This is a genomic window from Paraburkholderia sp. BR10954 (assembly GCF_040965775.1).
GTDB classification, from domain to species: domain Bacteria; phylum Pseudomonadota; class Gammaproteobacteria; order Burkholderiales; family Burkholderiaceae; genus Paraburkholderia; species Paraburkholderia youngii.
This window is the reverse complement of record NZ_JBFRCK010000036.1, coordinates 55,979-80,490: the sequence shown is the minus strand read 5'-3', so window position 1 is coordinate 80,490 and position 24,512 is coordinate 55,979. Positions and strand designations below refer to the sequence as shown.

The following is a 24,512-nucleotide window of genomic DNA, read 5'->3' as shown; positions in this document are numbered from 1 at the left end:
ATGATCCTCAGGAAGCTGAGGCTTTTTTACGCCGCTGTTCTGGCCGCTTTGCTCAACCGCTCAATCGCTGTCGAATACCAGCCGTGAGGGCAAGCGCCGTCCAAAACGAATTATTCAGACCCGACTATTTACTATCGTGTCGGTTATCTCTATTTCTATTGCATATTCCTGCTCACGCAGGATGACTAAAAAAGGCGGCATTGGGCCCCGCCCTTATCGAAGGAACTGACGCCGCGCAGTACTCCAACTCAAATGCGGCAGCCGACCATTAACGGCATTTCGGGTTAGCGGGTGCGTAATCGTCGACTCCGTGGCGTGTCAAAGTGCATTGCTTTCAAACATGCAATGGAATTGTCACATCACGTTCTTACACTGCCGCCGAGCAATAACTCCAATAATCGGGCGAGGTTTCGATAAGACGACATCCGTCCAGCGCGTAGAGGATTGACATCGTATGGATTTTTCAAAGAACAAGAGTCGGATGTTGCGGTTGAGCGCTTGTGCGCTGCTGGCCAGCATCGGTGTGGCGGCGGGCCTGAGCGCATGTGGCGGCAGCAACAGCATGGTTCCCCAGGTGTCGGGCCAGGTGCTCGGCAGCTACATCCAGAATGCGAAGGTCTGTCTCGACCTCAATGACAACGGCAAGTGCGATAGCGGCGAGCCCTATGCGGTGACCGATGCCAAGGGCAAATTCTCCATTGGCGACGCGAGCAACGGCGGCTGGAAGAATGTGGTCGCCGATCTGACCAACGCGCGGGAAAACGATGCCAATGGCAACAACATGGGCACCCAGTTCGGTTCCGGCACGTTCTTCCGCGCGCCCAAGGGCGCGACGGGCACCGTCAGCGCCATCACCACGCAACTGGCTCAACTGGTGGCGGGCGGCGCCACGCTCGACGACGCAAAGAGCACGCTCGCAGCCAGGTACGGCAGCGTGCCGGCCGACAAGCTGCTCGGCGACTTCAACAGCGACAGCAGCCTTGCCAGCCTGAAGACCGCAAGCGACAACTACATCAAAGCGGTGGTCGGCGCAAAAGCGGTGCGCCACGTTTTCGTGATCACGATGGAAAACAAGGACTATGAGGAGTCTTTTGGCACGACTGCGGCCACCAGTGGCCAGGACCCTTACCTGAAGTCGCTCGCGACGCAGGGCGCGATGCTGACCAACTACTACGGTACGGGTCACGTCAGCCTCGATAACTACATCTCGATGATGAGCGGTCAGCCCTCGACGGTGGATACCGAGACCGACTGCTTCGCGCTCTGGTCCGACATCGTCGATGCCGGCGACTACACCGATCCGGTCAACGGTGCCAAGCTGCTCAAGGCTGGCACGGATGCGAACGGTCACGCCGGCGGCGGCTGTGTGTATCCGGCGCGCGTCAAGACGCTTGCCAACCAGCTTGATAACGCCAAGTTCGCCTGGAAGGGCTACATGGGCGACATGGGTAACGACCTGAACCGCGACGGCACGAAGACGTGCAGCTTCCCGACCCGTACCGCGAAGCTGGCGGGCACTGATCCCGCCAAGGCGGTTGACGGTACGCAGTCGGCTTCGGCGGGTTCCGCGTCCGGCGACGTCATCGCGGACGCCTACGCAACGCGTCACAATCCGTTCGTGTACTTTCACTCGATCATCGACGACATCGAATATTGCGACCAGCATGTCGTGAATCTGGATGCAAACCTGGAAAACGATCTGAAGTCGATCGACACCACGCCGAACCTCGTGTTCATCACGCCGAACCTGTGCGATGACGGGCATGACGGCGACGGCACGGGCGCGGCAGGCAAGGGCTGCAAGAGCGGCGCACCGGGCGGTCTGACTTCGATCGACGCGTTCCTGAAAAAGTGGATTCCTATCATCCAGGCTTCGCCGGCTTACCAGCGCGATGGTCTGATCGTCATCAACTTCGATGAGTCGAATGCGTCCAGCGGCGGTTATAGCCCGTCCCTCAACGGCACGACGCTGCAACTGATGATCAACCTGACTGGCGCGTCGACTGCCAACCAGCAGAGCGGTCCTAATGTGACGCGTCCCGAGGACGAGTTCCTGATGGCGAACTATCCGATTTCCGCTGCTGCGGGATTGCTTGGTTCGGCAAGTGCTTCGGCGCTGACGGCAGCATTCCCGACGGCCACCACGTTCAGCCTCGGCATGCACTACAACGGCGTGGGCGGCGACCGCACCGGGGCCGTGCTGTTGTCACCGTTCATCAAGGCGGGTACGACCACCGCTACGGGCTACAACCACTACTCGCTGCTCAAGAGCCTGGAAAACATATTCGGTATTCCGCAGTATCTGGGCTATGCAAACGATGTGAACCTGACGGCCTTCGGCTCCGACATCTTCACTCAGTAAGGATCGATGGCTTTGCACTTTACGAAAGGGACCGCCCGGGGGGCGGCCCTTTTTCTCGTTGCGAGTTTCTTCCTCACGGCCTGCGGCCCCAGGGAAGAGGCGATCAGCACCGCTGCCGCCGCGACACCCCCCGCGGCAACTTCCGCAGCGCCTTCCAACAAGGACATGGCCGCGATCGGCAAGCTGGCCTTTTTCGATCCGTCGCTGTCGGCGTCGGGCCGGCAGTCGTGTGCGAGCTGTCACAGCCCTGATCGTGCCTATGGGCCGCCCAATGGCCTCGCTGTGCAACTGGGCGGCGCCGATATGAAGCACTACGGCACGCGTGCCGTGCCATCGCTGCGCTATCTGCGGCGCGTGCCGATCTGGACGCACACGTATGCGAGCAGCGCCAAGGAACGCATGGAGGATGGCGACAACATGCCTTCCGGCGGCTACACCTGGGATGGGCGCTTCGACCGTCCGGCAGACCAGGCCGCGTTCCCGCTTTTGAATCCGGACGAGATGGCCAACGCGGACGCTGCCGCGGTCGCGAGCAGATTGAGCAGGAGCGCTTACGCTGCGCGTTTCCGTGCCGTGTTCGGTCAAGACATCTTCTCGCGTCCGGCCGACGCGCTCGCGGCGCTCGGCAAGTCGCTGGAGCGCTTCCAGTTCGACGATCCGAGCTTTCAGCCGTTCGACAGCAAGTTCGATCGCGTGCTGGACGGCAAGGCGCAGTTCACTACGCAGGAGGCGCGGGGCTTCAGCCTGTTCGTCGATCCCGAGCGAGGCAACTGCGCGTCGTGTCACCTGGTCGACAAGGGCGCGGCCGGTGCGCATCCGACGCTTTCCGACTACAACTTCCAGACACTGGGCGTGCCACGCAACCCGGAGATTCCGGCCAACGCCGATCCGAAGTACTACGACCTGGGTTTGTGCGGCCCGATGCGGACCGACAAGACCGACAACAAGTGGTACTGCGGGATGTTCAGAACGCCCACGCTGCGCAACACCGCAACCCGCCAGGTGTTTTTCCATAACGGCCGCTTCCACACGCTCGAAGATGCTTTGCGCTTTTACGTGCAACGCGACACGAACCCGGGCAAGTGGTATCCGCATCCCGGTGGCAAGCAGCAGTTCGACGACCTGCCGGTGCAATACCAGAGCAACGTCGACCATCGCACCGCGCCGATGACGAATCACAAAGGCGGCAAGCCGGTCTGGTCGGACAGCGATATCCGGGACGTGATCGCCTTTCTGGAGACATTGAACGACAGCGACGCAGAGGCGAACAAAAGAGTCGCAGCGCATTGAGGTCGCGGCGGAACGGCGTTTCTCAACAGGTCCCGCAGACGTCGAGGCGACTCCGAGCGAAGCGCCGAAACAACCAGTGGTTTTGGAACAGGGTTTCGGCGCGTGCAGCGCCGCCGGAAGAATGACTGCCTTGTCACTGACGCGGAATGCGCGGAAGCACGGATTCCAGATGCACCACTGCCTCACGCGGACCGAGGGACCCGCTTAAGAGCTAGCGGTTTAAAGCTGTCTCCTTTGCCTACTTTCTTTGCAGCAGCAAAGAAAGTAGGTGCCGCCCCGCACAGGGGCAGTCAACCGTATTCCCTACAAGCCTTGTCCCATAAGGCTTCCAGCGATTGAGCCGGTTGCAGCGGTCGTTAAAACGCGTCCCGTGGGGAGCAGGTGGGGAAGTTGCGGCGACTGCGCGGAAACGGCCCAGACGGTCTGTCAGAACTGCCCCGTCAACTGGAAGCCGAGCGTCACGCGTGCAGTTGGAAAGCCCGACGGTTTATAGACCGGCGTACCTGCAAAAAGGTCATAGGCGAGCGCACCGAACTTTGCCGACGCGCTGCCGCGCACACCGATCACCGCGCCCGCGAGTTGGGTACCGGCGAGAAATGCGGTGTTTGGCCCGAACACGCGGCCGTAGTCGATACCGGCATACACAGACTGGCCCGTCGAACCGATCGGTAACTGAAGCTCGTTGCGCCAGAAGAAACCGCGTTCGGCCGCGAGCATCGTTTCGCCGTCGAAGCCGCGCACAGTGTAGCGACTGCCAATGGTCAGGTCATCGATATAGTTGAGCGTGTTGTTGGTGAACTGGCCGTGAACGGTTGTGACGTAGCGTAGCGGCTGGTTCGCAATCTGGAACGGCACCGACAGGTTCGCGTCGAGGACGGCCATGCGGAAGCGGTAGGTCGGACCATTCTCGTAGAAGTCTGGTGTCGCCCCAAGTCCGTCCACACCCTGACGGTACGCGAGACTGCCGTCGAACTGCGATGCGCCGAAGTAGTGACGGTCGGTCAGTCCCGCCTCGATGAATGTGTTGTTGCGCCGCTGCTGCGGGATAGCGGTGTCTTCAATAAAGCTTTCACCGAAGCGCTTCGTGAGCCTGAACTGCGCGCCGAGTACGTTGTTCTGGCTGCGCATCAGGACCCGCGCCAGTTTCAAATCAACCGTCTGAGAATTGCCGCTCGACACGAAAGTCGTGTTGACGCCTGCGATCTGCTGATAGTACGTGTTCGTATAGGCCGACAGCGTGCCAGTCCAGTAACCCCACGGAATCGAGTAGAAACCGTTCCAGCCGTGCGAGCCGAGGCCTTTGTCGCCGAATTCGAGGTCCTGACTCACACCGGCGTTGAAAACGTCGTTCAGCCCGAGCGGATTGTCGATACCCAGGCTCAGGTTGCCCTGGAGCTTGCCGGTCGCGCGTGTGCCCGAGTTGTCCACCGAGGCGACCACTGTCCACGGCTTCACGCGCTTTACCGTGACGACAATGTCGCTTTCGCCAGGTACATCAGTTGGCTCGATTTTCATGTCCACGTCCTGGCTGCTGACGCGCTTCATCTGTTCGAGTCCCTGTTCGAGGTCGCGCAGGTTCAGCAGGTCACCCTCGCGGGCCGGGAAGGCGGTTTTCCATGTGCCGCGCGTAGCAGGTTCGGCGAAGCGGATCGCACGCACGACACCCGGCACCAGCGCGAACTTCAGTGCGCCGGTAGAGAGGTCCTGCTCGGGCAGCAGCACGCGCGTGGTGGTGTAGCCCCGGCTCAGGATGACCTGTTGCAGTCCCTTCGTGAGCGTGTCGAGTCCTGCCTTGCCCACGCATTGCCCCGTGTAGTGGTCGAGCCATTCGCGGGCAAACGCGAAGCGGTCGAGCGGCAATGCGGATGCGCCTTGTGAGCGCACGGCATCAGGGAGCGTCACTGGCACGTCAAGCACGAACGAGTCAATGCGGAAGCACGGCGTTTCAGCCGGCAGATCAGACCAGCCAGAGGCGCGCTCAACCGCCGAGCGCACCGAGGGCGCATTAACCGTCGCTTCGCGTTCCTGTGCATTGCGTTGCTGCTCGACCTGCTGGTTCTGCTCAGCGTTGGCGCGCGCCGCTGCTGCTTTGTCCGCTGGTGTGGGCGTCGGCGTCTGCTGCGCATGGGCGAGCGTTATCAGGGCTGTGAGCGGCAGAGCCGCCAGCCTTTTTTGGAGTTTCATGTATAAGTGAGCAAGGAGAGTGTGACCGGAAGATCACACCCCGAATTTTCTACTTGGCGTGGACGTTAAATCACAATGACGGGACAAATGCCACCGTTATTCAAACTCAACAGCGAACGCCTGACCATCAACGTAACCAGACCGAAACTTCGTCAATACCGACTCCGCGAACTTCGCAGTCAGCGCTACCGCGAAAGCGGAATCCAAGCCATCAAGGTAAATTGTGAAAGTACATTGACCTTGAGCATTCTCCCATGCAACAAAAACGTCTTCACTCGCGCTTCTCCAGAATTGGACGTTACGCAGAGACCCCGAGAGCACTTCCGAGAGCACCTTCCCGGTAGCGATTTCTACTTGGTCCCCGTCATCGGTCCATGTAGTTATCTTTGAGCTGTCTGGATTCGTAAGCGTCAGACCTAGGCCGTCCAGCAAGGCAACGACAAAGAGGAATGCTTGCTCCAAAGTTTCGGGAATCAGTACTCGACATACAGGCTTCGCCATCATTTGCTCCCGGGAATAATCTTGACGTTACCTTCACCAAGTATTTTTGTTGCAAGGTTGATTGCCGACTGAGGTGTACCCTCGGCGAAGTAGGCTTGTGCGGATACCCCGCGTTGATCAGCGATCGTCTGGTAGATACGAAGCTCCTGCCCCAACTTTCCGACATTATTCGCTTTCGCCGGACCACCCACAGCAATTAGATTACCGTTCGCCGCGACGACGTCAATATCCGTGGAGCCAAGCCCTGGGACAGCAACCTGCTCGCCTGATATTGAACCATTGACGATGTTGGCGACAGATGTTTCGCGACCTTGCCCCACGAGCCGTGCGGCATCGCCAGACGTGTTTGTGGCCTTCGCCCCCTTGCCGGCCGCTGCCGCCGCCGCAGCCAGCGGTGTCGAAGGCACGGTCGCGGCCTGGGTACCCGCTGGCACTTTGGCACCTGCCTGCCCCAGCATCGCGCGCTCCTTGTCGAGCGCCTGCTTCAGTTCCTGCGCCTCCTTCTTCGCCTCGGTGTCGTTCTTGTCGTTCGCGGCGTTGTACAGGTTCACGTTCGATGCCATCGCCGCGCCCGCCGTGCCACCAACCGCTGCGCCCGCAAGACCCGACGCAATATTCCCCGCCAGATTGCCGAGCAGCGACGAACCGGTCGCGCCCGATACCGAATCGCTGAGCCCCTTCATCTGGTCAGCCAGCTTCGAAGAAATCGCCGCGCCTGCTGCGCCGCCCACCGCACCGAACGCACCGCCACCCAGGCCGCCGATCAGCGCACCGCCCGCGAAGTGGAGGCCCGCTCTGGCATCGCCTCCCTCACTCCACGAATCGAAGTCGGCCAGCGCAGCCGCCATGCCGTCAAGGTCGCCGTTCTTGTAGGCGGTTTTTGCTGCGTCGAGCGCGTCGTCACGCTTCATGTCCGCATACGCGCCGATACCTTGCGACACCGTCTGACCCGCCGCCTGTGCAGCCTGCATCGTGTCGGCCTGCTGCGACAGGATCGCGTTCACGTCCGGCGTTTTTGCAACCGTGCCGTTCGTGTTCGTTGTATCGCGCGACAGGTTCGCCACGTCCTGCGTCTGGCCCGCGCCGTTCGTCACGTCCTGCGTCTGGCCCGCGCCGTTCGTCACGTTGATCGTGCCCGCGCTGATCGCGCTGCGCGTCGTTGCGCTCTGGTCGCCGCTTTCGTTCTGCGAAATCATCGGCGACACGCCTGGATGGCCGCTCACCGAGCCGGGGCCAACCGCCTTGCCGGTGTTACCACCGAAGCCCACGCCCGCACTGATGCCGTTGCTGTTCGCGCTGTAGTGGGACTGGTTCTGGATATCGCTGAACGTGAGCGTGCCGGTCGTCAGGCTGTTGTTCGACGCGTCGGCCGTGCTTGAGATCACGCCGCCCGTCAGGTCCGTGTTGCCCTTGACGTTGATGTTGAACCCGCCATCGCCCGCATTGATGCCAGCCTGTTCGTTGACGCCCGCGTAGTTTGAATCGGCATGGCCGTTCTGCGCGCTGAAGCTGGCGCTGCCGCCGCCCTGGCTGATTGTGAACCCGCCGCCCGTGCTGCTCTGGTGCGCGGCGCTGTTCGTCACATCCTGCACACTCACGATATTCAGGTTGCCGCCCACGTCAGCCGCGATCTGCCTGCCATTGATCTGCGAGCCGATGATGTTCGTATCGCCGCCCGATATCACCGTGACGCTGTTCGCGCCGTTCACGTGCGAAGCATTGTGGATTGACGCGTCGCTGTTCGCGTCGCCATGCGCGTTCGACATCGCAGCCGAGACGCCAAAGCCGCCGCCCAGCGTGTACTGCACGCCGACGCTTGCGCTGCTGGAGCTGTTCGAGCTGCGCGTCGAATCGGTGTCCGTCGTGTTGATGACGTTCACCTGGTCTTTCGCGGCCAGAATGACATCGTTCGCGCTGATGTTCGAGCCGGCGATAGTCAGGTCGCCGTTCGTTGCCACGAATCCCGCCGTGCCGCCTGCCAGCACGCTGGAGCCGCGCCGCATCGTCTGATCTTCCGACGACTGGCTTTCGCTTTTGCTCGATCCGATGCTGACCTTGATGCCGATGTCCGGCTTGCCGTCCGCTGTCATGCCCGCAGACGTCAGACCGGTCAGGGCCACGTCGCCCGCCGCCGCGATGCTGTGCAGCGCAGCCGCACGGTCGTTGCCCGTGCTGGCCGAATTCTTCGCCGCCTGACTTTCCGAATACGCGTTGTTGATCGCATCGCCGACCGAACCCGCCAGACCAATCGTGAGGCCGCTGCTGCTCGTTTTCTGCGTCTGCGCCTGGTGCGATGTATCGGTGGCCGCGTCGATGATGACGTTGGCCGCCGTGCCGGCGAGGTTCCCGCCCGCGACAAGGTCGCTGCCGGTGACGTGCAGGGTGTTACCCGCCTGGATTGACAGGTTGCCGTTCAGCGAGCCGACAGCGCTCGCGTTGTTCGTGACACCCGATGCCTCACTGGTCGTCGCGAGCTTGTTGGTGCCGACCGTCACGCTCAGGCCGCTCGTCCCCAGACCCGTTCGGGTCTCCTGATAGGTGCTGGACGACTGCATGGTGTCCTGCGTCGTCGTGATATTCACGTCATGCGCAGCACTGAGCGCGACATCGTTCGTGCCAACAATCGTGCTGCCCTTGACGTTGATGTCGTTACCGCTGGCGATCGTCACGGCGTCAGCCGACACGAGACTGCCCTGCGAGCGCGTGGCGGTGGTGTGGCTCGAACTCGCCACTTCCTTGCCGCTCACGATATTGCTGTGGCTGTGCTGTTCCTGCGAATTGTCGACATAGGTCGCGGTGGCCGCGCCGATGTTGACGTTGTTCGCTGCCGTCAGCGTCGCCGCCCCCTGGTCGAGACTGATCGTGCTGCCGATGAGGTTGAGATCGTGGCCCGATGCGACGGTCAGTGAATCTCCGGCATAAAGCGTCGTCCCTGTCAGGGTATCGGCTGAGGTATGCTGCGACGCTGAATAGCTGACGTGGCTATCGCTACCGGAACTGCTGCTGTCGACGGTCGAGGTCGCTTTCGCCGCCTGGAGCGTGACGTCGCCGTTCGCCGCAACCGTCCCGCCACCGCCCAGGTTGATATCAGCGCCCGTCGCGGTCAGGTTGCCACCCACGCCGATCTGCGAGACGCCGCCGACGTTAATCGAACTGCCTGTCGTCTGGTTGAAGTCGGTATCCGATACGCCGTTCGCGCCCGCGACCACCTTATGCTCGCCGGTCTGCACCGAGCCGAGATCGTAGTTGCCGCCCACGGCCATGCCGAGGTTGCCGCCCACGTTCAGGTTGCCGCCGTTCTGCTCAAGGTTGCCCCCCGTCACAATGGCCGCGTCGCCCTTGACGTTGAGGTTCGCAATGGGGCCGAGCGTGGTCGTGGTACGCGTCGCTCCCGTCGCGCTGACCTGATCGACGGTATTCACCGCCGTATTGAGGATCAGGTTGCCGCCTGCGTTCAGCGCGAGGCTGCCCGCATTCACCGTGGCCGAGGTCAGGTCCACATTGCCGGTGGTCGCCAGCGACATCAGGCCGCCGCTTTGCAGCTTGCCGAACGCGTTGTCGATCTGCTGGCCCTGGATCGACAGCGTATTGCCTGCCTGCACCGTGCCGCTATTCGTGAACGTCTGCGTGTTCTGAAGGTCGATGTCGGTCGCTGCGATCAACGGCCCGTTCATGTCCTGCTGGCTGGCCTTCGCGAGATAGACGACCGGTACGAGTACCTGCTGCCCGTTGACGGTCTCGGTCTGCATGATGATGACGTTACTCGTGAGCGCGGCCACCTGTTCAGCCGACAGGCTCATGCCGAGCGGCAGATCGAGCGACTTCGACAGTGACGCGCCCGCGTCGAGCAGCGCCTGATACATCGACTGAAGGTCGGTGTACGGACCGAGTACCGCCTTGCCGGTGAGCGACGTAATCTGGTTGCGAACCAGTTGCTGTTCGTAGAATCCGTCGCCCAGGCGCTTTTCCGTCGTCTGTGGGTTCAGGCCAAGCTGTTGCAGGTAGTAGTCGCTCGATATGAACGACTTCTGGTTCGTGAACGCCGGGTTGGTCTCGATCAGGTAGGTTGCGCCCGGTGCGCTCGCGGGGCTGAAGAGTCCGCCCTGGGGAATCGAGAGGTTTTGCAGCACGTTCTGCGCAGTCGCACGGGCGATGACCGGATTGACGAGGCCGCCGCCGCTGACTGCGCCAACAGTCACGCCGCCCTGCGACTGGCCGGGGGCAAGACCGGGCGATGGGACGCCTGCATTGCCCGCCGTGTTATCGATGTTCACGCCCGTGCCGGAAAGCGTGCTGCCCGCGACAAACGTCGATTCGTAGCTCGGCAGCGCGTAGGTGCGGATGTCAGCTGGCGCGACCTGGTAGCCGCCCGGATTGGAGGTCACGAACGTCGCGTTACCGAACGGCAACTGCCAGTTGTGTTCGGTGTTGTCGTAATTGTTGTAGTGATACTGGCCGGAATAGGTTACCTGCAGGCCGGGCGCAAGTTGCCCGCGCCAGCTATTCTGGTCGAGCGTCACGGGCGCGGCGATGTTGCCCGCCGCAGCAACGGCGCTCCAGTAGTTCTGGAACGTGCCGACGTTCGACGCATCGAGGTTGCCCCCGGCGATGATCTGCGCCTGCGGGCTGATCCCCGTGATGAGGTTCGCGAGCGCCACCCCCGTATAGGTCGTGTACTGGTATGTGCTGTTCCACTGGCCGCCGTGCGGCGGATTGACCGGCATGCCGCCTGGTTGGGCCAGCACCGCGGCGATGGCGGCGGGATCGTAGTTGGAAGCATTCGGATCAAACTGGAGGCCCTGGACCTGCGGATTGCCCGGACCGCATGCCGCCATGTCGATGGCCGCGCAGCCAGACAGGCTGATACCCAGCGCCTGGACAAGCGGGGAACTCACGTCCAGCGGCTCCACGTAGGACCCGTCGGTCGTCATCACGCGCCGCGTGTTCGTAACCCGGGTCGCGTACAGCCCCATGTCGCCCGAGGACTGGATCAGCGCCGAAACGTTGTTGATCAGGTTCGCGCTGGTGTAACTGCCGTCCGCGTTTTTTCCACCCGCCAGCACGACCTTGCCGAGACCGTAAATCGCGGTGGTCGCCTGCGTATCGGTCGGCGTCGTGTCGTCGCGGTTCTCGATATCGGGCGCGAGCAGTTCGAGCAGGCCGTTACTGTCCGTCGCACCGATCAGCGCGGTCGGCCCGACGTTCGTGATCGATTGCGTGGCGTTCAGCGAGACGCTGCCGCCGACCATCACGCCCGTATTTTCCAGCGTGTCCGAATGCGTCGCGAGCGTGCCGCCCGCCATCATGACACCGCTGTTGCGGACATCGGCGGCATGGACGTTCAGGTTGTTCGCCGCCTCAACCAGCGCGCCGTTGCTGAACGCGCCCGGCAGGGTGAAGGACAGGTCATGACCGGCGTTGAACTGCACATCGGGCGTGGGCGCGAAATCGCCCTGAACGCTCACTGCCACGTCATGAGCCGCGCTGTAGGCACCACCGCCCGTGAGCGTCGCGGCATTCACGGACAGATCATGCGTCGCGCCAATCTGGCCGTTCGCGTTCGTCACCGCGCCGGTCGTCGTGATGGCAACGTCGCCAGTCCAGCCCGCAAAACTACCGATCCTGCCGCCGCTGTTGTCGACGGTATCCGCCTGAACCGCGAGGCTCGCGCCGCTCAGTTGTCCGCCCCGGATATTGGAGAGCAATGACGTGCCGACGGCCACATTACCGTTGCCCGTCATGACACCGCCACTGTTGACGATCTGCCTGCCACCCTGCACGGTCGCATCGCCCGTGCCGAGGTTGCTGATGAGACCGTTCGTATTGTCGATCGACGCAGCCTGAACGCCGAGCGTGCTCGCATCGCCCGCCAAGCCCGTGCCCGACTGGATCTGTCCGTTCGTATTCGTCAGCATGCCGCCACTGGCGAGCGAGAGGGACGTGAGCGAGCGCATCGCGCCCTGCGTATTGTTGATATTGCCTGCGATGCTCGCCGCGATCTTGCCCTGCGCGGCGAACACGCCCGTCGCGTTGTTCAGGCTCCCGGCCTGCGCCGCGATCTGACCGGCAGTGATGATCGTTCCGTGAACGTTCGAGATTGTCCCGGCACCGTTACCCGGCGTAATCGTCAGCGTGCCGGTACCCGCATGCGTAATCGTGCCGCCGTCGTTGTCGAGCGCGGCCGGTGCAAGAGTCAGGTCCGTGCTGTTGGTCTGGAGTGTGCCGCCTGCCGAGTTGTCGAGCGTACCGGTCACGTCGAGCGTCGTCGCGCCGGTTCCGGTCTGCGTGATCGTGCCGCCGTGGTTGACGAGATTCGTTCCGTGCAGCGCGATCTGGTTCGCGCTGATCGCGCCCGCGCTGTTGTCGATTGTCGTGGCGCTTGCGCTCGCCAGCTGGCCGGCTCCGATCGCGCCGGAACTGGTCAACACCGTGCCCGCCGAGACGGTCGTGTTGCCGTTGGCGGCCAGGATGCCGCCGTTGAATAGCGTCTGCACGGCGCGGGCGATCAGCGACCGCACTGCCGTGATCGAGCCCGCGTTGGCAAGCTGCCCGGCCTGCGCGGTCACGCTCCCGTTGCCGCCGATGGTGCCGCCCGCGCCGTTGTTCAGCAGGCCCGTCGTGAAGACGCTCAGGCCATCGCCATTGAGTGAGGCGATGTGTCCTGCCGTATTGTCGAGGCTGCCTGCGTTCGCCGTTAGCGCCCCCGCCGCCTGCATCGTGCCGCCTGCGTTCGACACAGCACCTGTCACGTTAGCCGTCAGCGGACCACCCGAAACGATCTGGCCGTTGCGGTTCGAGAGTGCGCCCGCCGTGATGGTCTGCGCGCCGCCCGATGACATTGCACCGTTGTCGTTCGTGAGTGTGCCTGCCGCGCGAGCGTCGAGCGTGCCGCCCGCCGTCGTGGTCGCGCCCGACAGGTTCAGGTCACCGCTGTTCGCAGCGAGGGAAAGCGCGCCATTCGCCGAACTGGTCGCGCCCGCGAGATTGACCGCCGCGCCGCTCACGCTCACATTGCCGCCTGCCACATTGCGGCCGGTTGAGGTGACAGCGCCGGATGCGCTTACATTCAGGTCGCCGGTTTGCGCGAGCGAGCCGTCGCCGTTCACGCCCGCCGCAAGCGTGCCAGTTGAATTCACGCTGGCGGCGTTGACGGTCGTATTCTGCTGCGCGGCCACCATGCCGCTGTTCGTGACCGTACCGCTGGCCGAAAGCGTCGCGCTTTGCTGCGCGTAGGTCGTGCCGCTGTTCTGGATATCGGCGGCGGTGGCGGCAAGATTACCGCTCGCGCTGGTCCTGCCGGTGAGGGACAGCAGACCGTTCGATTGCAGCGTCAGGTCGCCCGCCTGCGCGGCGATTACGCCCTGGTTCGAAACACCGACACCGTACTCGTTGCTCGCCAGAAAAATCCGCCCGCTGTACATGCCGCCCAGCTGGCTCACGTCAATCGAGACGGCCGGTGCGGGTCCGTCGCCCGCAATCGGCGTGAACGCCAGTGAGTCGTGACCGATCTGGTTTGCACCGGTGATGACGTTCAGGTTTTTCCCGGCGTACACCTCCGCATTGGCCTGCACCGCTCGGGCCAGCAGGTCAACCTGATCCACAGTCGAGCCGTCGAGTCCCGCTCCCTGCACGGTGATGTTGCCGCGAGTCACATTAAAACCGGTGAGCGAACCATCCGGGGCAAAGTTCGGCGTGCCTGTCGTCAGAATGGCGCGCGAGGTATTCAGAAAGCCGCCGCCGTTCACCGAAATGCCGGAACCGTTAGCTATCACCACCTCTGCGCGTTGTCCTGCCACTTCGAGCATGCCGTTGATCTGACTCGCCGCGCTGCTGTTGACCTGGTTCACGATGATGCGCGCAGCCTGGTTCGCCCCGAAATTCGGGTTGCCGTTGATCTGCCCGGCCTGCTGCGTGCCCGTTATCACGGGTGAATTGTTCAGAATCACGCCTGAACGTGAGACGTCAAATTGCGAATAGGTATTCAGTGATACGCCACCACTCCCCGACGGCCGGTTCACGTTCACCTGTGGTAACCCGTTCGCCGTACTGATCACGTTCGGGGCGTTCGCGCCAGAGGGGACGATCTGTGCGTCCGACAGAGCGGGAGCGAATCCGGCGAGCACCAGCACGGCAAAGGCCACGTGGCGAATCGCGAACTGCATGATGGAAACCGGAGTGCAAGGCGCGCGCGTTTCGCCGTCACCGGTCCGGCCATGGGCGACGGCTGTTTCTGCGACGGCAACGAGCATGCCCCGACAGCGGCTGAATACCAGCCGGAAGATATTCTTATTCATTTTGCGTGACGCTTTTTTGGCTATCTTCCGAAGATAGGCCAACATGCTTTTCAGATCTGTCAGGCAATGTTAATGAATGCGCGATGACAACAGATTTTCGAAAATCGGAGCGGTCTGATGGACGTTTTTTTTCGGAAATATGTGGATTCGAATATCCGTCAGCTGACTACCGGTTTTACTGCGACGCAGACGGAAAGGCGGCATCGGCCCGCCTTTGCCGTCAGGGATCAACGGGTTCGTGCTTCGTCGCGAGAGCGCTCAAAGCCGCCAGACTGTCGCCTGCGCTTTGTGCCACGTCGTCGAGAAGGTCTGCCGCATCACGACGCGTGAGTCGCCGGTTCGGAAGGTCCTTCGCGTCGAGCCCCAGAGCGGTGAACAGTTCGTGATCGCAGTCATTGATGCGCCGGTAGTCTCCGCCGATATGGACCAGGACTTCCAGCAGCCGGCGCTGTTCGTGTCTTTCCTATGCGGTTACGGAAAGATTCCTGATTATTGATTCGCAAATATGACGCGATATTCAAGTTGCCGCCCTTGCCGTTCGCAATGATGGAAAGCGGCCAAAGCCCTCACCTCGCCCAAGGTAAAAATCAAAACTTCATCATCAACTTCAACAACGCATTCACACGCCGACCGTAGGGCGGCGAGATCAACCCCCGCGCATTCAATCGCGCCTGCATGAGCACGGGCTTCATCTTCGAAAACGCAACGAACCCCTCATACCCGTGGTACGCCCCCATCCCACTCGCCCCAACCCCGCCGAAAGGCAAACTCTCACAGGCAAGCTGCATCAGCGTCTCATTAACCGCCATGCCACCGGCAATAGTTTCGAGCGTGACACGCTCAATAGTCCGCGCATCGTCGGCATAGAGATAAAGCGCCAGCGGCCGCGGCCGCGTATTGATCCATGCGATCGCATCATCGAGCGTGTCGTACGGCACGAGCGGCAACAGCGGCCCAAAAATCTCCTCCTGCATCAGCGCGCATTCTTTCGGCGCGCCGGTTACGGCGATCGGCGGAAAGCGCCGGCTCGCGGCATCGGGCGTCGCGTCGGTTAGCGCATGCAACTGCGCACCCGCAGCCCGCGCTTCGTCGGCGAGGCGTTCGAGCCGCTCGAAGTGCCGCGCCGAAATGATCGACGTGTAGTCCCGGTTCTGCGCGAAATTCGGGTACATCCTCGCCATTCGCACGCGCGCCCGTTCGATGAACGCCTGCTCCTTGCCGCGCGGCACCAGCACGTAGTCGGGCGCGACGCAGGTCTGCCCGGCGTTCAGCGTCTTGCCGGCGATCAGGTTGTCGACCGCGTTGTCGAAACGCGCATGCGCGCCGATCAGCGCCGGCGACTTGCCGCCGAGTTCGAGCGTGACCGGCGTCAGATGCTCGGCCGCCGCGCGCATCACTTCGTGGCCGACCTTCGTCGAGCCGGTGAACAGCAGATGATCGAACGGCTGCGCGCTGAACGCGGCCGCGAGCGCCGCATCGCCGTTGACGACCGCGACGTGATTGCGCGCGAAGGTCTGGCCGATCAGCAACTCGAATAGCGCCGAGGTGCGCGGCGTCAGCTCGGACATCTTGATGATCGCGCGATTGCCGGCCGTCAGCGCGCTGATCAACGGCCCGACCGCGAGCAACACGGGGTAATTCCACGGCACGATGATGCCGACCACGCCGAGCGGCTGCGGCACCACCTTCGCGCGCGCCGGCAGCAGCCATTTGTTGGTGCGGCGGCGCTGCGCTTTCATCCAGCGCTTGCCGTGACGCAGCGCGGCGTCGATCTCTTCCTTCACGAGCAGGAATTCGGCGAGCAGCACTTCTTCCTTCGCGCGATTGCCGAAGTCCGCGTGCATCGCATCGGCGAGTGCGTCGCGATTGTCGAGCATCAGCTTGCGCAGCGCGCGCAGATGCGTCGCGCGCGTGTCCCACGACGGATACGGCGCGCGCAGATGCGCGTGACGTTGATCGCGCAGCAGCGCTTCGAGCGCGGCGACTCCCGCCAGATCATTCTTCATGTGAGTCCACTCCCTGATGGATGACGATGCGCGTCGAGCGCGCTTATTGGATTGAGCTTGGCGTCGGTATTGCGAGCGGAGCGCCCGGAGTTAGCGTGCCCCGCCGCGCTTAAGCGGGAAAGGCGCGCTCGATGATCGCCGCGTGATCGAACGTGGCCGGCAGCGTGCCGTACACGCGGCCGCTTTCGCCGCAACCGTCGGCGACACGCGTCGCGATGAACGCGTCGGCGACCGCCGCGGGCGCGTGCTGGGCGAGCAGCGCCGCCTGGGCGAACAGCACGATCTGCTGCGCGATACGTCGTGCCGACGCCTCGCGCTGTTCAGCTGGCCCGTTCAGCGTTGCGGTCAGACGCGCGAGCGCCGCCCCCAACGCCGGATGCGCGCGCGCGACGTCCTGCCAGGCGGCGAACAGCGCTTGCGCGGCTTGCGGCTCGCGCTCCATCGCGCGCAGCACGTCGAGGCACATCACGTTGCCCGAGCCTTCCCAGATCGAGTTGACCGGCGCCTCGCGATAGAAGCGCGCCATCGGCCCGGTTTCGACGTAGCCGTTGCCGCCCCACACTTCCATCGCCTCACCGGTGAATTCGAGCGCGCGCTTGCAGACCCAGTACTTCGCGGCCGGCGTAACGATGCGCCGCCACGCGCGTTCGGCCGATGAAGCCGACGACGCGTCGGCGGATTCCTCGAAGGCGCGCGCGAGACGCATGAACAGCACCGTCGCCGCTTCCGATTCGAGCGCGAGATCGGCAAGCACGTTGCGCATCAGCGGCTGCTCGGCAAGGTGCCGGCCGAACGCGCTGCGATGCCGCGCATGATGGATCGCCTGCACGAGCGCGGCGCGCATCAGCGCGGCGCTGCCGATCACACAATCGAGCCGCGTGTAGTTCGCCATTTCGATGATGGTCGGCACGCCGCGTCCTTCGTCGCCGATCATCACGCCGTATGCGTCGAGAAATTCGACTTCGCTGCTTGCGTTGGAGCGGTTGCCGAGCTTGTCCTTCAGGCGCTGGATCTGCACCGCGTTCTTGCTGCCGTCCGGCGCGAAGCGCGGCACGAAGAAGCACGACAGTCCCTCGTGTGTGCCGGTGCGCGCGAGCACCAGATGCGCGTCGCATTGCGGCGCCGAGAAAAACCACTTATGACCGATGAGCCCGTAGGCGCCGCCGCGCCCGCCGGCACCGTCGAGCGCATGCGCTCGCGTCTGGTTGCTGCGCACGTCGGAGCCGCCCTGCTTCTCGGTCATGCCCATGCCGATCATCATCGAGCGTTTCTGCGTGAGCGGCACGTCGCGCGGATCGTGCTCGCGCGTGTACAACTGCTCGCGCAGTGTGTCGAACAACGCGGACTCGCGCTGCAACACCGGAATGCTCGCGAAGGTCATCGTCAGCGGACACAGCGAGCCGGATTCGATCTGCGCATGCATGAAGTAGCCGGCGCAGCGCGCGGCCATCGCGCCGCTTCGCGGATCGGAAAACGGCAGCGCGTGCAGTCCTTCGCGGCGCAGCAGCACGAGCAGTTCGTGCCACGCGGGATGAAACTCGAGCGCGTCGATGCGCTCACCGCGCGGACTATGCGTGACCAGCTCCGGTGTGTGACGGTTGGCGAGCTCGGCGAGCGCGAGCGTGTCGGGCGTCGTCAGCGCAGCGCCGTGTCGCAGCAGCGCCTCGCGATGCCAGCTCGCGCCGTCGCGATCGACGGCCGCGCTCAAGGCGGCGTCGCTCGCGAACAGGTTGTAGTCCGCGAGCGCAGGCGCCTGATTCGTCACCTCGTGAGTCTGGCCGAAGCCGTGCCGTTCCATCTGCTGTCTCCGTGCTTTCGCTATTGTGCGCCGCTTTGCCGATGGCATCCGCGACGTGTTTCGACGCATCTGTTCGGGCGCCGCGCGTGATGCCGGATTGGGGGGAGAAAGGCGCGCGCCGCGCCGTGTTTGCGTGCCGCGCGCGGCCCGTGCGCGCCTTTCATCATAGGGGCGCGATGCCGCCGGCGTTTAGAGGAATCGTTCTGTCAGTAAGCGGCCGCAGCCCCAAAACGCTCCCTACAATGCGCAGAAAACACACGTAGACAAGTGTGCACGAGACAGGGTCCGCGAGCAACGCGGCCCATCAGGAGGAGCGCATGCAATACGACTACATCATCGTCGGTGCGGGCTCGGGTGGCTGCGCGCTCGCGAGCCGTCTCGCGGATAGCTGTCCCGACGCGACCATCGCGTTGATCGAAGCCGGTCCGCATACCGAGCGCAATCTGCTGGTGAACATGCCGGTCGGCGTCGCGGCCGTGGTGCCGAACCGGCTGAAGACCAACTACGGCTACCTGACCACGCCGCAGCCGGGGCTCGCCGGTCGCCAGGGCTATCAGCCGCGCGGCCGCGGTTTCGGCGGATCGAGCGCGATCAACGCGATGATCTATACGCGCGGCCATCCGCTCGATTACGACGAGTGGGCGCGGCTCGGCTGCGACGGCTGGTCGTGGGCCGAGGTGCTGCCGTATTTCCGCCGCGCCGAAGACAACGAGCGCGGCGCCGATGCGTGGCATGGCGAGGCCGGTCCGCTGACGGTGTCCGATCTGCGCTTCAAGAATCCGTTTTCAAAGCGCTTCGTGCAGGCCGCGCTCGAAGCGGGCTACAAGGCGAACGACGATTTCAACGGCGCGGACCAGGAAGGCATCGGTTTCTATCAGGTCACGCAGCGCGACGGACGCCGCTGCAGCGTTGCGCGCGCGTATATCTACGACCGGCCGCGCGCGAACCTGCACGCGATCGCCGATGCAACCGTGCTGCGCGTCGTGTTCGACGGCAAGCGCGCGAGCGGCGTCGAGATCGCGCGCGGCGGCCGGATCGAAACGCTCGCCGCGCGCGCCGAGGTCGTGCTCGCCGCGGGCGCGTTCAACTCGCCGCAACTACTGATGTGCTCGGGTATCGGGCCGGCCGCGCATTTGCGCTCGGTCGGCATCGACGTGCTGCACGATGCACCCGAAGTCGGCCAGAACCTGACCGATCACATCGATTTCACGATCAACAAGCGGGTGAGGTCGATCGAGCCGGTCGGTTTCTCGGTGCGCGGCATCGCACGGATGCTGCCGCAATTCGTCACGTTCATGCGGCACGAGCGCGGCATGCTGTCGAGCAACGTCGCCGAGGCGGGCGGGTTTCTGAAGACCCGGCCGACGCTCGAGCGGCCCGATCTGCAATTGCATTTCTGCGCGGCGATCGTCGACGATCACAACCGCCATATGCACTGGGGCCACGGCTATTCGCTGCACGTGTGCGTGCTGCGTCCGCATAGCCGCGGCTCCGTGACGCTCGCGAGCGCCGATGCGCGTGTCGCGCCGCTGATCGATCCGCGCTTTCTGAGCGATGCGCGCGACCTCGATCTGCTCGTCGAGGGCGCGAAGATCGCGCGGCGCATTCTCGACGCGCCGTCGCTCGCGCTTCATGGCGGCGAGGAGTTGTACACGCGGCCGGGGCAATCGGACGCCGAACTGCGCCAGACGATCGCCGAGCGCGCGGACACGATCTATCACCCGGTCGCGACCTGCCGGATGGGCGGCGACGCGCGCTCGGTCGTCGATCCGCAATTGCGCGTGCGCGGCGTAACGGGGTTGAGGATCGTCGATGCGTCGGTGATGCCGACACTGATAGGCGGCAACACCAATTCTCCGACGGTGATGATCGGCGAACGGGCCGCGGAGTTGATCGCGGCGAGCCGGCGACAGGGAGCGGGGATGTCGGCGCAGGCGGTTTGATCGCCGCTGACGACGAGTTCGAGAAACGCGGCGGCGCAATGCAACCGCCCGCCGCGCGTCACTCGTGCGCGGGTAGCTAAGCTTCGTCCGGCGCTGCGATTCCGTTGAAGCCGATTCCCGGTCCGAGCATGAAATCGTCGCTGACGTGCGTCGGCAGCGTTTCGCGCGCGACGTCGAGCCATGCGCGCGCCGCGTGCGACAGATAGCCGTTGCGGCGCCAGCCGATCGCCATTTCCCACGGGATCTCCGGTTCGACGACCGGGCGGCAGGTGAACTGCGCGGGGTCGAGCCGGCGGCAATAGGGCGCCGGCAGCAGCGCGATGCCGACGCCGGCCAGCACCAGCGCCGCCATGAAGTCCCAATGCCCGCTACGCCCGACGATAGCCGGCGCAAACCCCGCCGCGCGGCACGCGTTCAGCACGACGTCGTTCAACGCGAGGCTCTCGCCGTAAAACACGAACGGCTCGTTCGCGAGCTGCGCGAGCGGCACCTCGTTCAACGCATCCCAGCGCGAGCCGGTGCGCGCGACGAGCCACAGCAACTGGCGCGACATTGGCAGCACGTCGATGTTGTCGGGATCGACCGGCTGCAGCACCCCGCCGAGTTCCAGCTCGCCGTTGATCAGCGCGGCTTCGATCGCGCGCGAGCCCTGCTCGAACAGCTTCAGTTCGATCTTCGGATAGCGCTGGCGGAACGCGGCGATTGCGGGGGTGAAGAGCTCGCCGCCCATCGGCGGGATGCCGATTGCGAGTTCACCGCGCCCAAGGGTGTCGAGATCGTTCAGTTCGGCCTGCAGTTGCGCGTGCGCGGCGAGCACGTCCTGGCCGCGCTGATAGACGACCCGGCCTACGTCGGTCAACACCATCTGACGGCCGTCGCGCAGCAGCAGCGGCGAGCCGATTTCATCTTCCAGCGACTTGACCATTTTGCTGATGGTCGGCTGCGTGACGAACATCTGCTCGGCGGCGACCGTGAAGCTCTGTTGACGGACCACTTCGACGAAATAGCGCAGCGCGCGGAGTTCCATGATCGCGGCCTCCAGAATTCCAGTTTGGAATGGTTCCGATGATTGTAAGTCATTTTGTTTATGGCGCGATGCGCCCCATACTGAATGCTTCCGAGTCAGCCAAGGAATGCCATGTCCACCCCAGTTTTCGCCCGTTCCGTTCCTCCCGCCGATGGCGGTTCGAGCGGCGGCCCGGGTGGCTTCGGCCGGGTTGCACGCATCGCCGTGCAAAGCGCCGCGATCGCCGTGCTGTGGATGGGCGCGGATTTCATCGTGCGCCGGCTGCATCTGCCGGTGCCGGGCGGCGTGCTCGGCCTCGTCGTGCTGCTCGCGCTGCTGTTATGCGGCGGCGTCGCGCCGCGCTGGGTCAAGGCCGGCGCGGACTGGCTGCTGTCCGACATGCTGCTGTTCTTCATTCCGGCCGCGGTCGCCGCTGTGCAATACGGCGGCCTGTTCCGCGCGGACGGCTGGCGCCTCGCGCTGGTCGTGATCGCCGGCACGCTGATGGTGATGGTCGCGGTGGCGTGCGCCGTCGATCAGGCCGCGCGCGTCGAACGACGTTTCGCGCTGCGCCGGGTGCGGGTTGCGCGCGAGGTAGGCAGTCTGTCGCGCGAACGCCGATGAACCCGCACTTTTTTGCTTCGCTGCTGGCCGACGACGTCTCTCGCCTGATCGCGGCAGGCTGCCTCGTGCTGACGATCGCGCTGTATTTCGCGTCGAAGGCGTTGTATGCGCGCGTGCGCTCGCCGTGGCTCACGCCGATGCTGACCGTGCCGGCCGCGCTCGTTGCGATCGTCGCGCTCGCGCACATTCCGTATTCGCTGTACTTCGAAGACACGCGCTGGCTGATGTGGCTGCTCGGCCCCGCGACGGTCGCGTTCGCCGTGCCGATCTACGAGTACCGCGCACTGCTGAAGCGCCACTGGATCTCGCTGTCCGTCGGCGTGACGGTGGGCATTCTGGTCGGCGTCGGCGGCTCGCTGATGCTCGCGAAGCTGCTGCATCTGTCGCCGGAATTGCAGCGCAGCCTGATGACGCGCTCGGTGTCGACGCCGTTCGCGCTCGCCGTGTCCGACCGGATTCACGCGCCGAAGGACCTGAGCGCGCTGTTCGTGATCGCGACAGGCGTCTGCGGCATGCTGTTCGGCGAACTCGTGCTCGCGTTCATGCCGCTGCGCACGCGGCTCGCGCGCGGCGCGCTGTTCGGCGCGGCCGCGCACGGCGTCGGCACCGCCAAGGCACGCGAGCTCGGCAGCGAGGAGGGCGTGGTGTCCAGCCTGACGATGATGATCGCCGGCGTCGCGATGGTGCTGCTCGCGCCGATGCTGGGACTGCTGCCGATCTGAACCAGCGCGCCACGCCATCCCGCGCACGCCGAAGTCATCTCGATTTGCTACAATCGCCGTTCGTCTTCGAGGAGCGTTGCGACGGGTACCGCGAATCCGCATTCGCCGGCCGCCCGCCAGGCTCGAAGGCTTCAATCGGCAGCATGGAATGCGCATCACGCGAATCCGTGCGTTGCCTCAAACCGCGCTCACGTCACATTTCTAGTCAATTTCTTAGAAAGGAGGGCGTGATGAACGCCGCAGTCATCGATTCCCAAAAGCAGGATTACGTCGTTGCCGACATGTCGCTCGCCGCTTGGGGCCGCAAGGAACTCACCATCGCCGAGACCGAAATGCCCGGCCTCATGCAAACGCGTGAAGAGTACAAGGCGCAGCAGCCGCTGAAGGGCGCGCGCGTCGCCGGCTCGCTGCACATGACGATCCAGACCGGCGTGCTGATCGAGACGCTGACCGCGCTCGGCGCCGACGTGCGCTGGGCCTCGTGCAACATCTTCTCGACCCAGGACCATGCCGCCGCCGCGATCGCGCAGGCCGGCACGCCGGTGTTCGCGTTCAAGGGCGAATCGCTCGACGAATACTGGGAGTTCTCGCACCGCATCTTCGAATGGCCGAACGGCGAGTTCGCCAACATGATTCTCGACGACGGCGGCGACGCAACGCTGCTGCTGATCCTCGGCTCGAAGGCCGAAAAAGACCGCTCGGTGATCGCCAAGCCGACCAACGAGGAAGAGATCGCGCTGTACAAGTCGATCGCCGCGCACCTCGAGATCGACCCGACGTGGTACTCGAAGCGCCTCGCGGCGATCAAGGGCGTCACCGAAGAAACCACCACCGGTGTGCATCGTCTGTACCAGATGGAAAAGGAAGGCCGTCTGCCGTTCCCGGCCATCAACGTCAACGACTCGGTAACGAAGTCGAAGTTCGACAACCTGTACGGCTGCCGCGAGTCGCTCGTCGACGGCATCAAGCGCGCGACCGACGTGATGATCGCGGGCAAGATCGCGGTCGTGGCCGGTTACGGCGACGTGGGCAAGGGCTGCGCGCAATCGCTGCGTGGTCTGGGCGCGACCGTGTGGGTCACCGAAATCGATCCGATCTGCGCACTGCAAGCGGCGATGGAAGGCTACCGCGTCGTGACGATGGAATACGCGGCGGATAAAGCCGACATCTTCGTGACCGCGACCGGCAACTACCACGTGATCAATCACGATCACATGAAGGCGATGCGTCATAACGCGATCGTCTGCAACATCGGCCACTTCGACTCGGAAATCGACGTTGCGTCGACCCGTCAGTACCAGTGGGAAAACATCAAGCCGCAAGTCGACCACATCATTTTCCCGGACGGCAAGCGCGTGATCCTGCTGGCCGAAGGCCGTCTCGTGAACCTCGGCTGCGCGACGGGCCACCCGTCGTTCGTGATGTCGAACTCGTTCACGAACCAGACGCTCGCGCAGATCGAACTGTTCACGCAGGGCGCGAAGTACGAGAACAAGGTGTACGTGCTGCCGAAGCATCTGGACGAGAAGGTCGCGCGTCTGCATCTGGCGCGCATCGGCGCGAACCTGACCGTGCTGTCCGACGCGCAGGCCGGCTACATCGGCGTCGACAAGAACGGTCCGTTCAAGCCGAACCACTATCGCTACTAAGTAGGCGGCCGCCCGCGGGTTCGAGGCGCGCTTCGCGCGCCCGGCCAAGCGGACGGCGGTGAAAAGTTTGACGGTCTGATCTCGGGGCGGCGCGCAATGCGCCGCTTTGTTCGACAGCGCCGCTTTTCATTTG

At 63.8% G+C, this 24,512-nt stretch carries 13 protein-coding genes and 1 riboswitch; of the genes, 7 read left to right on the top strand and 6 right to left on the bottom strand.

Features of this window, described 5'->3' with window-relative positions:
- Positions 1–454: 454 nt before the first annotated feature.
- Both AB4Y34_RS34010 and AB4Y34_RS34005 read left to right on the top strand, forming a co-directional pair.
- Positions 455–2,362, top strand: coding sequence for an alkaline phosphatase family protein (locus tag AB4Y34_RS34010; protein ID WP_368718534.1), 1,908 nt, complete (start codon positions 455–457; stop codon positions 2,360–2,362).
- A gap of 6 nt (positions 2,363–2,368) precedes the next feature.
- The gene (locus AB4Y34_RS34005; protein ID WP_368718533.1) at positions 2,369–3,652 is read left to right on the top strand and encodes a cytochrome-c peroxidase; all 1,284 of its coding nucleotides are present in this window, start codon (positions 2,369–2,371) and stop codon (positions 3,650–3,652) included.
- A gap of 426 nt (positions 3,653–4,078) precedes the next feature.
- Here the strand turns inward: AB4Y34_RS34005 and AB4Y34_RS34000 are convergent, their stop codons facing one another.
- The 3 genes from AB4Y34_RS34000 to AB4Y34_RS33990 form a co-directional block, all read right to left on the bottom strand.
- On the bottom strand, positions 4,079–5,836 hold the full coding sequence (locus tag AB4Y34_RS34000) for a ShlB/FhaC/HecB family hemolysin secretion/activation protein (protein ID WP_368718532.1): 1,758 nt from the start codon (positions 5,834–5,836) through the stop codon (positions 4,079–4,081).
- Between the two features lie 96 nt (positions 5,837–5,932).
- Positions 5,933–6,337 (bottom strand): hypothetical protein, encoded by a 405-nt coding sequence (locus AB4Y34_RS33995; protein WP_368718531.1) that lies wholly within the window; start codon positions 6,335–6,337, stop codon positions 5,933–5,935.
- Entirely contained in the window at positions 6,337–14,631 is an 8,295-nt protein-coding gene (locus AB4Y34_RS33990) for a hemagglutinin repeat-containing protein (protein ID WP_368718530.1), read from the bottom strand. The genes AB4Y34_RS33995 and AB4Y34_RS33990 overlap by 1 nt, the downstream gene beginning before the upstream one ends.
- 238 nt (positions 14,632–14,869) lie before the next feature.
- Here AB4Y34_RS33990 and AB4Y34_RS33985 point away from each other — a divergent pair, with 238 nt between their 5' ends.
- Positions 14,870–15,127 carry a hypothetical protein gene (locus tag AB4Y34_RS33985; RefSeq protein WP_176380084.1) on the top strand — a complete coding sequence of 86 codons (258 nt, stop codon included), beginning with the start codon at positions 14,870–14,872 and terminating at the stop codon, positions 15,125–15,127.
- A gap of 91 nt (positions 15,128–15,218) precedes the next feature.
- Here the strand turns inward: AB4Y34_RS33985 and AB4Y34_RS33980 are convergent, their stop codons facing one another.
- Both AB4Y34_RS33980 and AB4Y34_RS33975 read right to left on the bottom strand, forming a co-directional pair.
- Positions 15,219–16,637 carry a coniferyl aldehyde dehydrogenase gene (locus tag AB4Y34_RS33980; protein ID WP_368718529.1) on the bottom strand — a complete coding sequence of 473 codons (1,419 nt, stop codon included), beginning with the start codon at positions 16,635–16,637 and terminating at the stop codon, positions 15,219–15,221.
- A gap of 109 nt (positions 16,638–16,746) precedes the next feature.
- The gene (locus AB4Y34_RS33975) at positions 16,747–18,435 is read right to left on the bottom strand and encodes an isovaleryl-CoA dehydrogenase (protein ID WP_368718528.1); all 1,689 of its coding nucleotides are present in this window, start codon (positions 18,433–18,435) and stop codon (positions 16,747–16,749) included.
- Between the two features lie 317 nt (positions 18,436–18,752).
- Between AB4Y34_RS33975 and AB4Y34_RS33970 the strand changes: the two genes are divergently transcribed.
- Positions 18,753–20,378, top strand: coding sequence for a GMC family oxidoreductase (locus tag AB4Y34_RS33970; RefSeq protein WP_368718527.1), 1,626 nt, complete (start codon positions 18,753–18,755; stop codon positions 20,376–20,378).
- Positions 20,379–20,454: 76 nt separating this feature from the next.
- On the opposite strand, the gene AB4Y34_RS33965 is transcribed toward AB4Y34_RS33970, so the two are convergent.
- Positions 20,455–21,405: a LysR family transcriptional regulator gene (locus tag AB4Y34_RS33965; protein WP_176380088.1), complete on the bottom strand. Its 951-nt coding sequence runs from the start codon at positions 21,403–21,405 to the stop codon at positions 20,455–20,457.
- A 234-nt stretch (positions 21,406–21,639) separates the two neighbouring features.
- Here AB4Y34_RS33965 and AB4Y34_RS33960 point away from each other — a divergent pair, with 234 nt between their 5' ends.
- The 3 genes from AB4Y34_RS33960 (at position 21,640) to ahcY (ending at position 24,379) form a co-directional block, all read left to right on the top strand.
- Positions 21,640–22,008, top strand: coding sequence for a CidA/LrgA family protein (locus tag AB4Y34_RS33960; RefSeq protein ID WP_368718536.1), 369 nt, complete (start codon positions 21,640–21,642; stop codon positions 22,006–22,008).
- Positions 22,005–22,730 (top strand): LrgB family protein, encoded by a 726-nt coding sequence (locus AB4Y34_RS33955; RefSeq protein ID WP_368718526.1) that lies wholly within the window; start codon positions 22,005–22,007, stop codon positions 22,728–22,730. Before AB4Y34_RS33960 ends, AB4Y34_RS33955 begins: the two co-directional genes overlap by 4 nt.
- 62 nt (positions 22,731–22,792) lie before the next feature.
- Positions 22,793–22,927: riboswitch (S-adenosyl-L-homocysteine riboswitch) on the top strand.
- A 33-nt stretch (positions 22,928–22,960) separates the two neighbouring features.
- Positions 22,961–24,379 carry an adenosylhomocysteinase gene (ahcY, locus tag AB4Y34_RS33950; protein WP_176110035.1) on the top strand — a complete coding sequence of 473 codons (1,419 nt, stop codon included), beginning with the start codon at positions 22,961–22,963 and terminating at the stop codon, positions 24,377–24,379.
- Positions 24,380–24,512 lie beyond the last annotated feature (133 nt).

What these genes read in the sequence shown, in the direction of transcription:
- AB4Y34_RS33990 (WP_368718530.1), bottom strand. Translation starts at nt 14,631, where the DNA reads ATGAATAAGAATATCTTCCGGCTGGTATTCAGCCGCTGTCGGGGCATG.
- AB4Y34_RS33995 (WP_368718531.1), bottom strand. Translation starts at nt 6,337, where the DNA reads ATGGCGAAGCCTGTATGTCGAGTACTGATTCCCGAAACTTTGGAGCAA.
- AB4Y34_RS33975 (WP_368718528.1), bottom strand. Translation starts at nt 18,435, where the DNA reads ATGGAACGGCACGGCTTCGGCCAGACTCACGAGGTGACGAATCAGGCG.
- AB4Y34_RS34010 (WP_368718534.1), top strand. Translation starts at nt 455, where the DNA reads ATGGATTTTTCAAAGAACAAGAGTCGGATGTTGCGGTTGAGCGCTTGT.
- AB4Y34_RS33955 (WP_368718526.1), top strand. Translation starts at nt 22,005, where the DNA reads ATGAACCCGCACTTTTTTGCTTCGCTGCTGGCCGACGACGTCTCTCGC.
- AB4Y34_RS33960 (WP_368718536.1), top strand. Translation starts at nt 21,640, where the DNA reads ATGGGCGCGGATTTCATCGTGCGCCGGCTGCATCTGCCGGTGCCGGGC.
- ahcY (WP_176110035.1), top strand. Translation starts at nt 22,961, where the DNA reads ATGAACGCCGCAGTCATCGATTCCCAAAAGCAGGATTACGTCGTTGCC.
- AB4Y34_RS33970 (WP_368718527.1), top strand. Translation starts at nt 18,753, where the DNA reads ATGCAATACGACTACATCATCGTCGGTGCGGGCTCGGGTGGCTGCGCG.
- AB4Y34_RS33980 (WP_368718529.1), bottom strand. Translation starts at nt 16,637, where the DNA reads ATGAAGAATGATCTGGCGGGAGTCGCCGCGCTCGAAGCGCTGCTGCGC.
- AB4Y34_RS34000 (WP_368718532.1), bottom strand. Translation starts at nt 5,836, where the DNA reads ATGAAACTCCAAAAAAGGCTGGCGGCTCTGCCGCTCACAGCCCTGATA.
- AB4Y34_RS34005 (WP_368718533.1), top strand. Translation starts at nt 2,369, where the DNA reads ATGGCTTTGCACTTTACGAAAGGGACCGCCCGGGGGGCGGCCCTTTTT.
- AB4Y34_RS33965 (WP_176380088.1), bottom strand. Translation starts at nt 21,405, where the DNA reads ATGGAACTCCGCGCGCTGCGCTATTTCGTCGAAGTGGTCCGTCAACAG.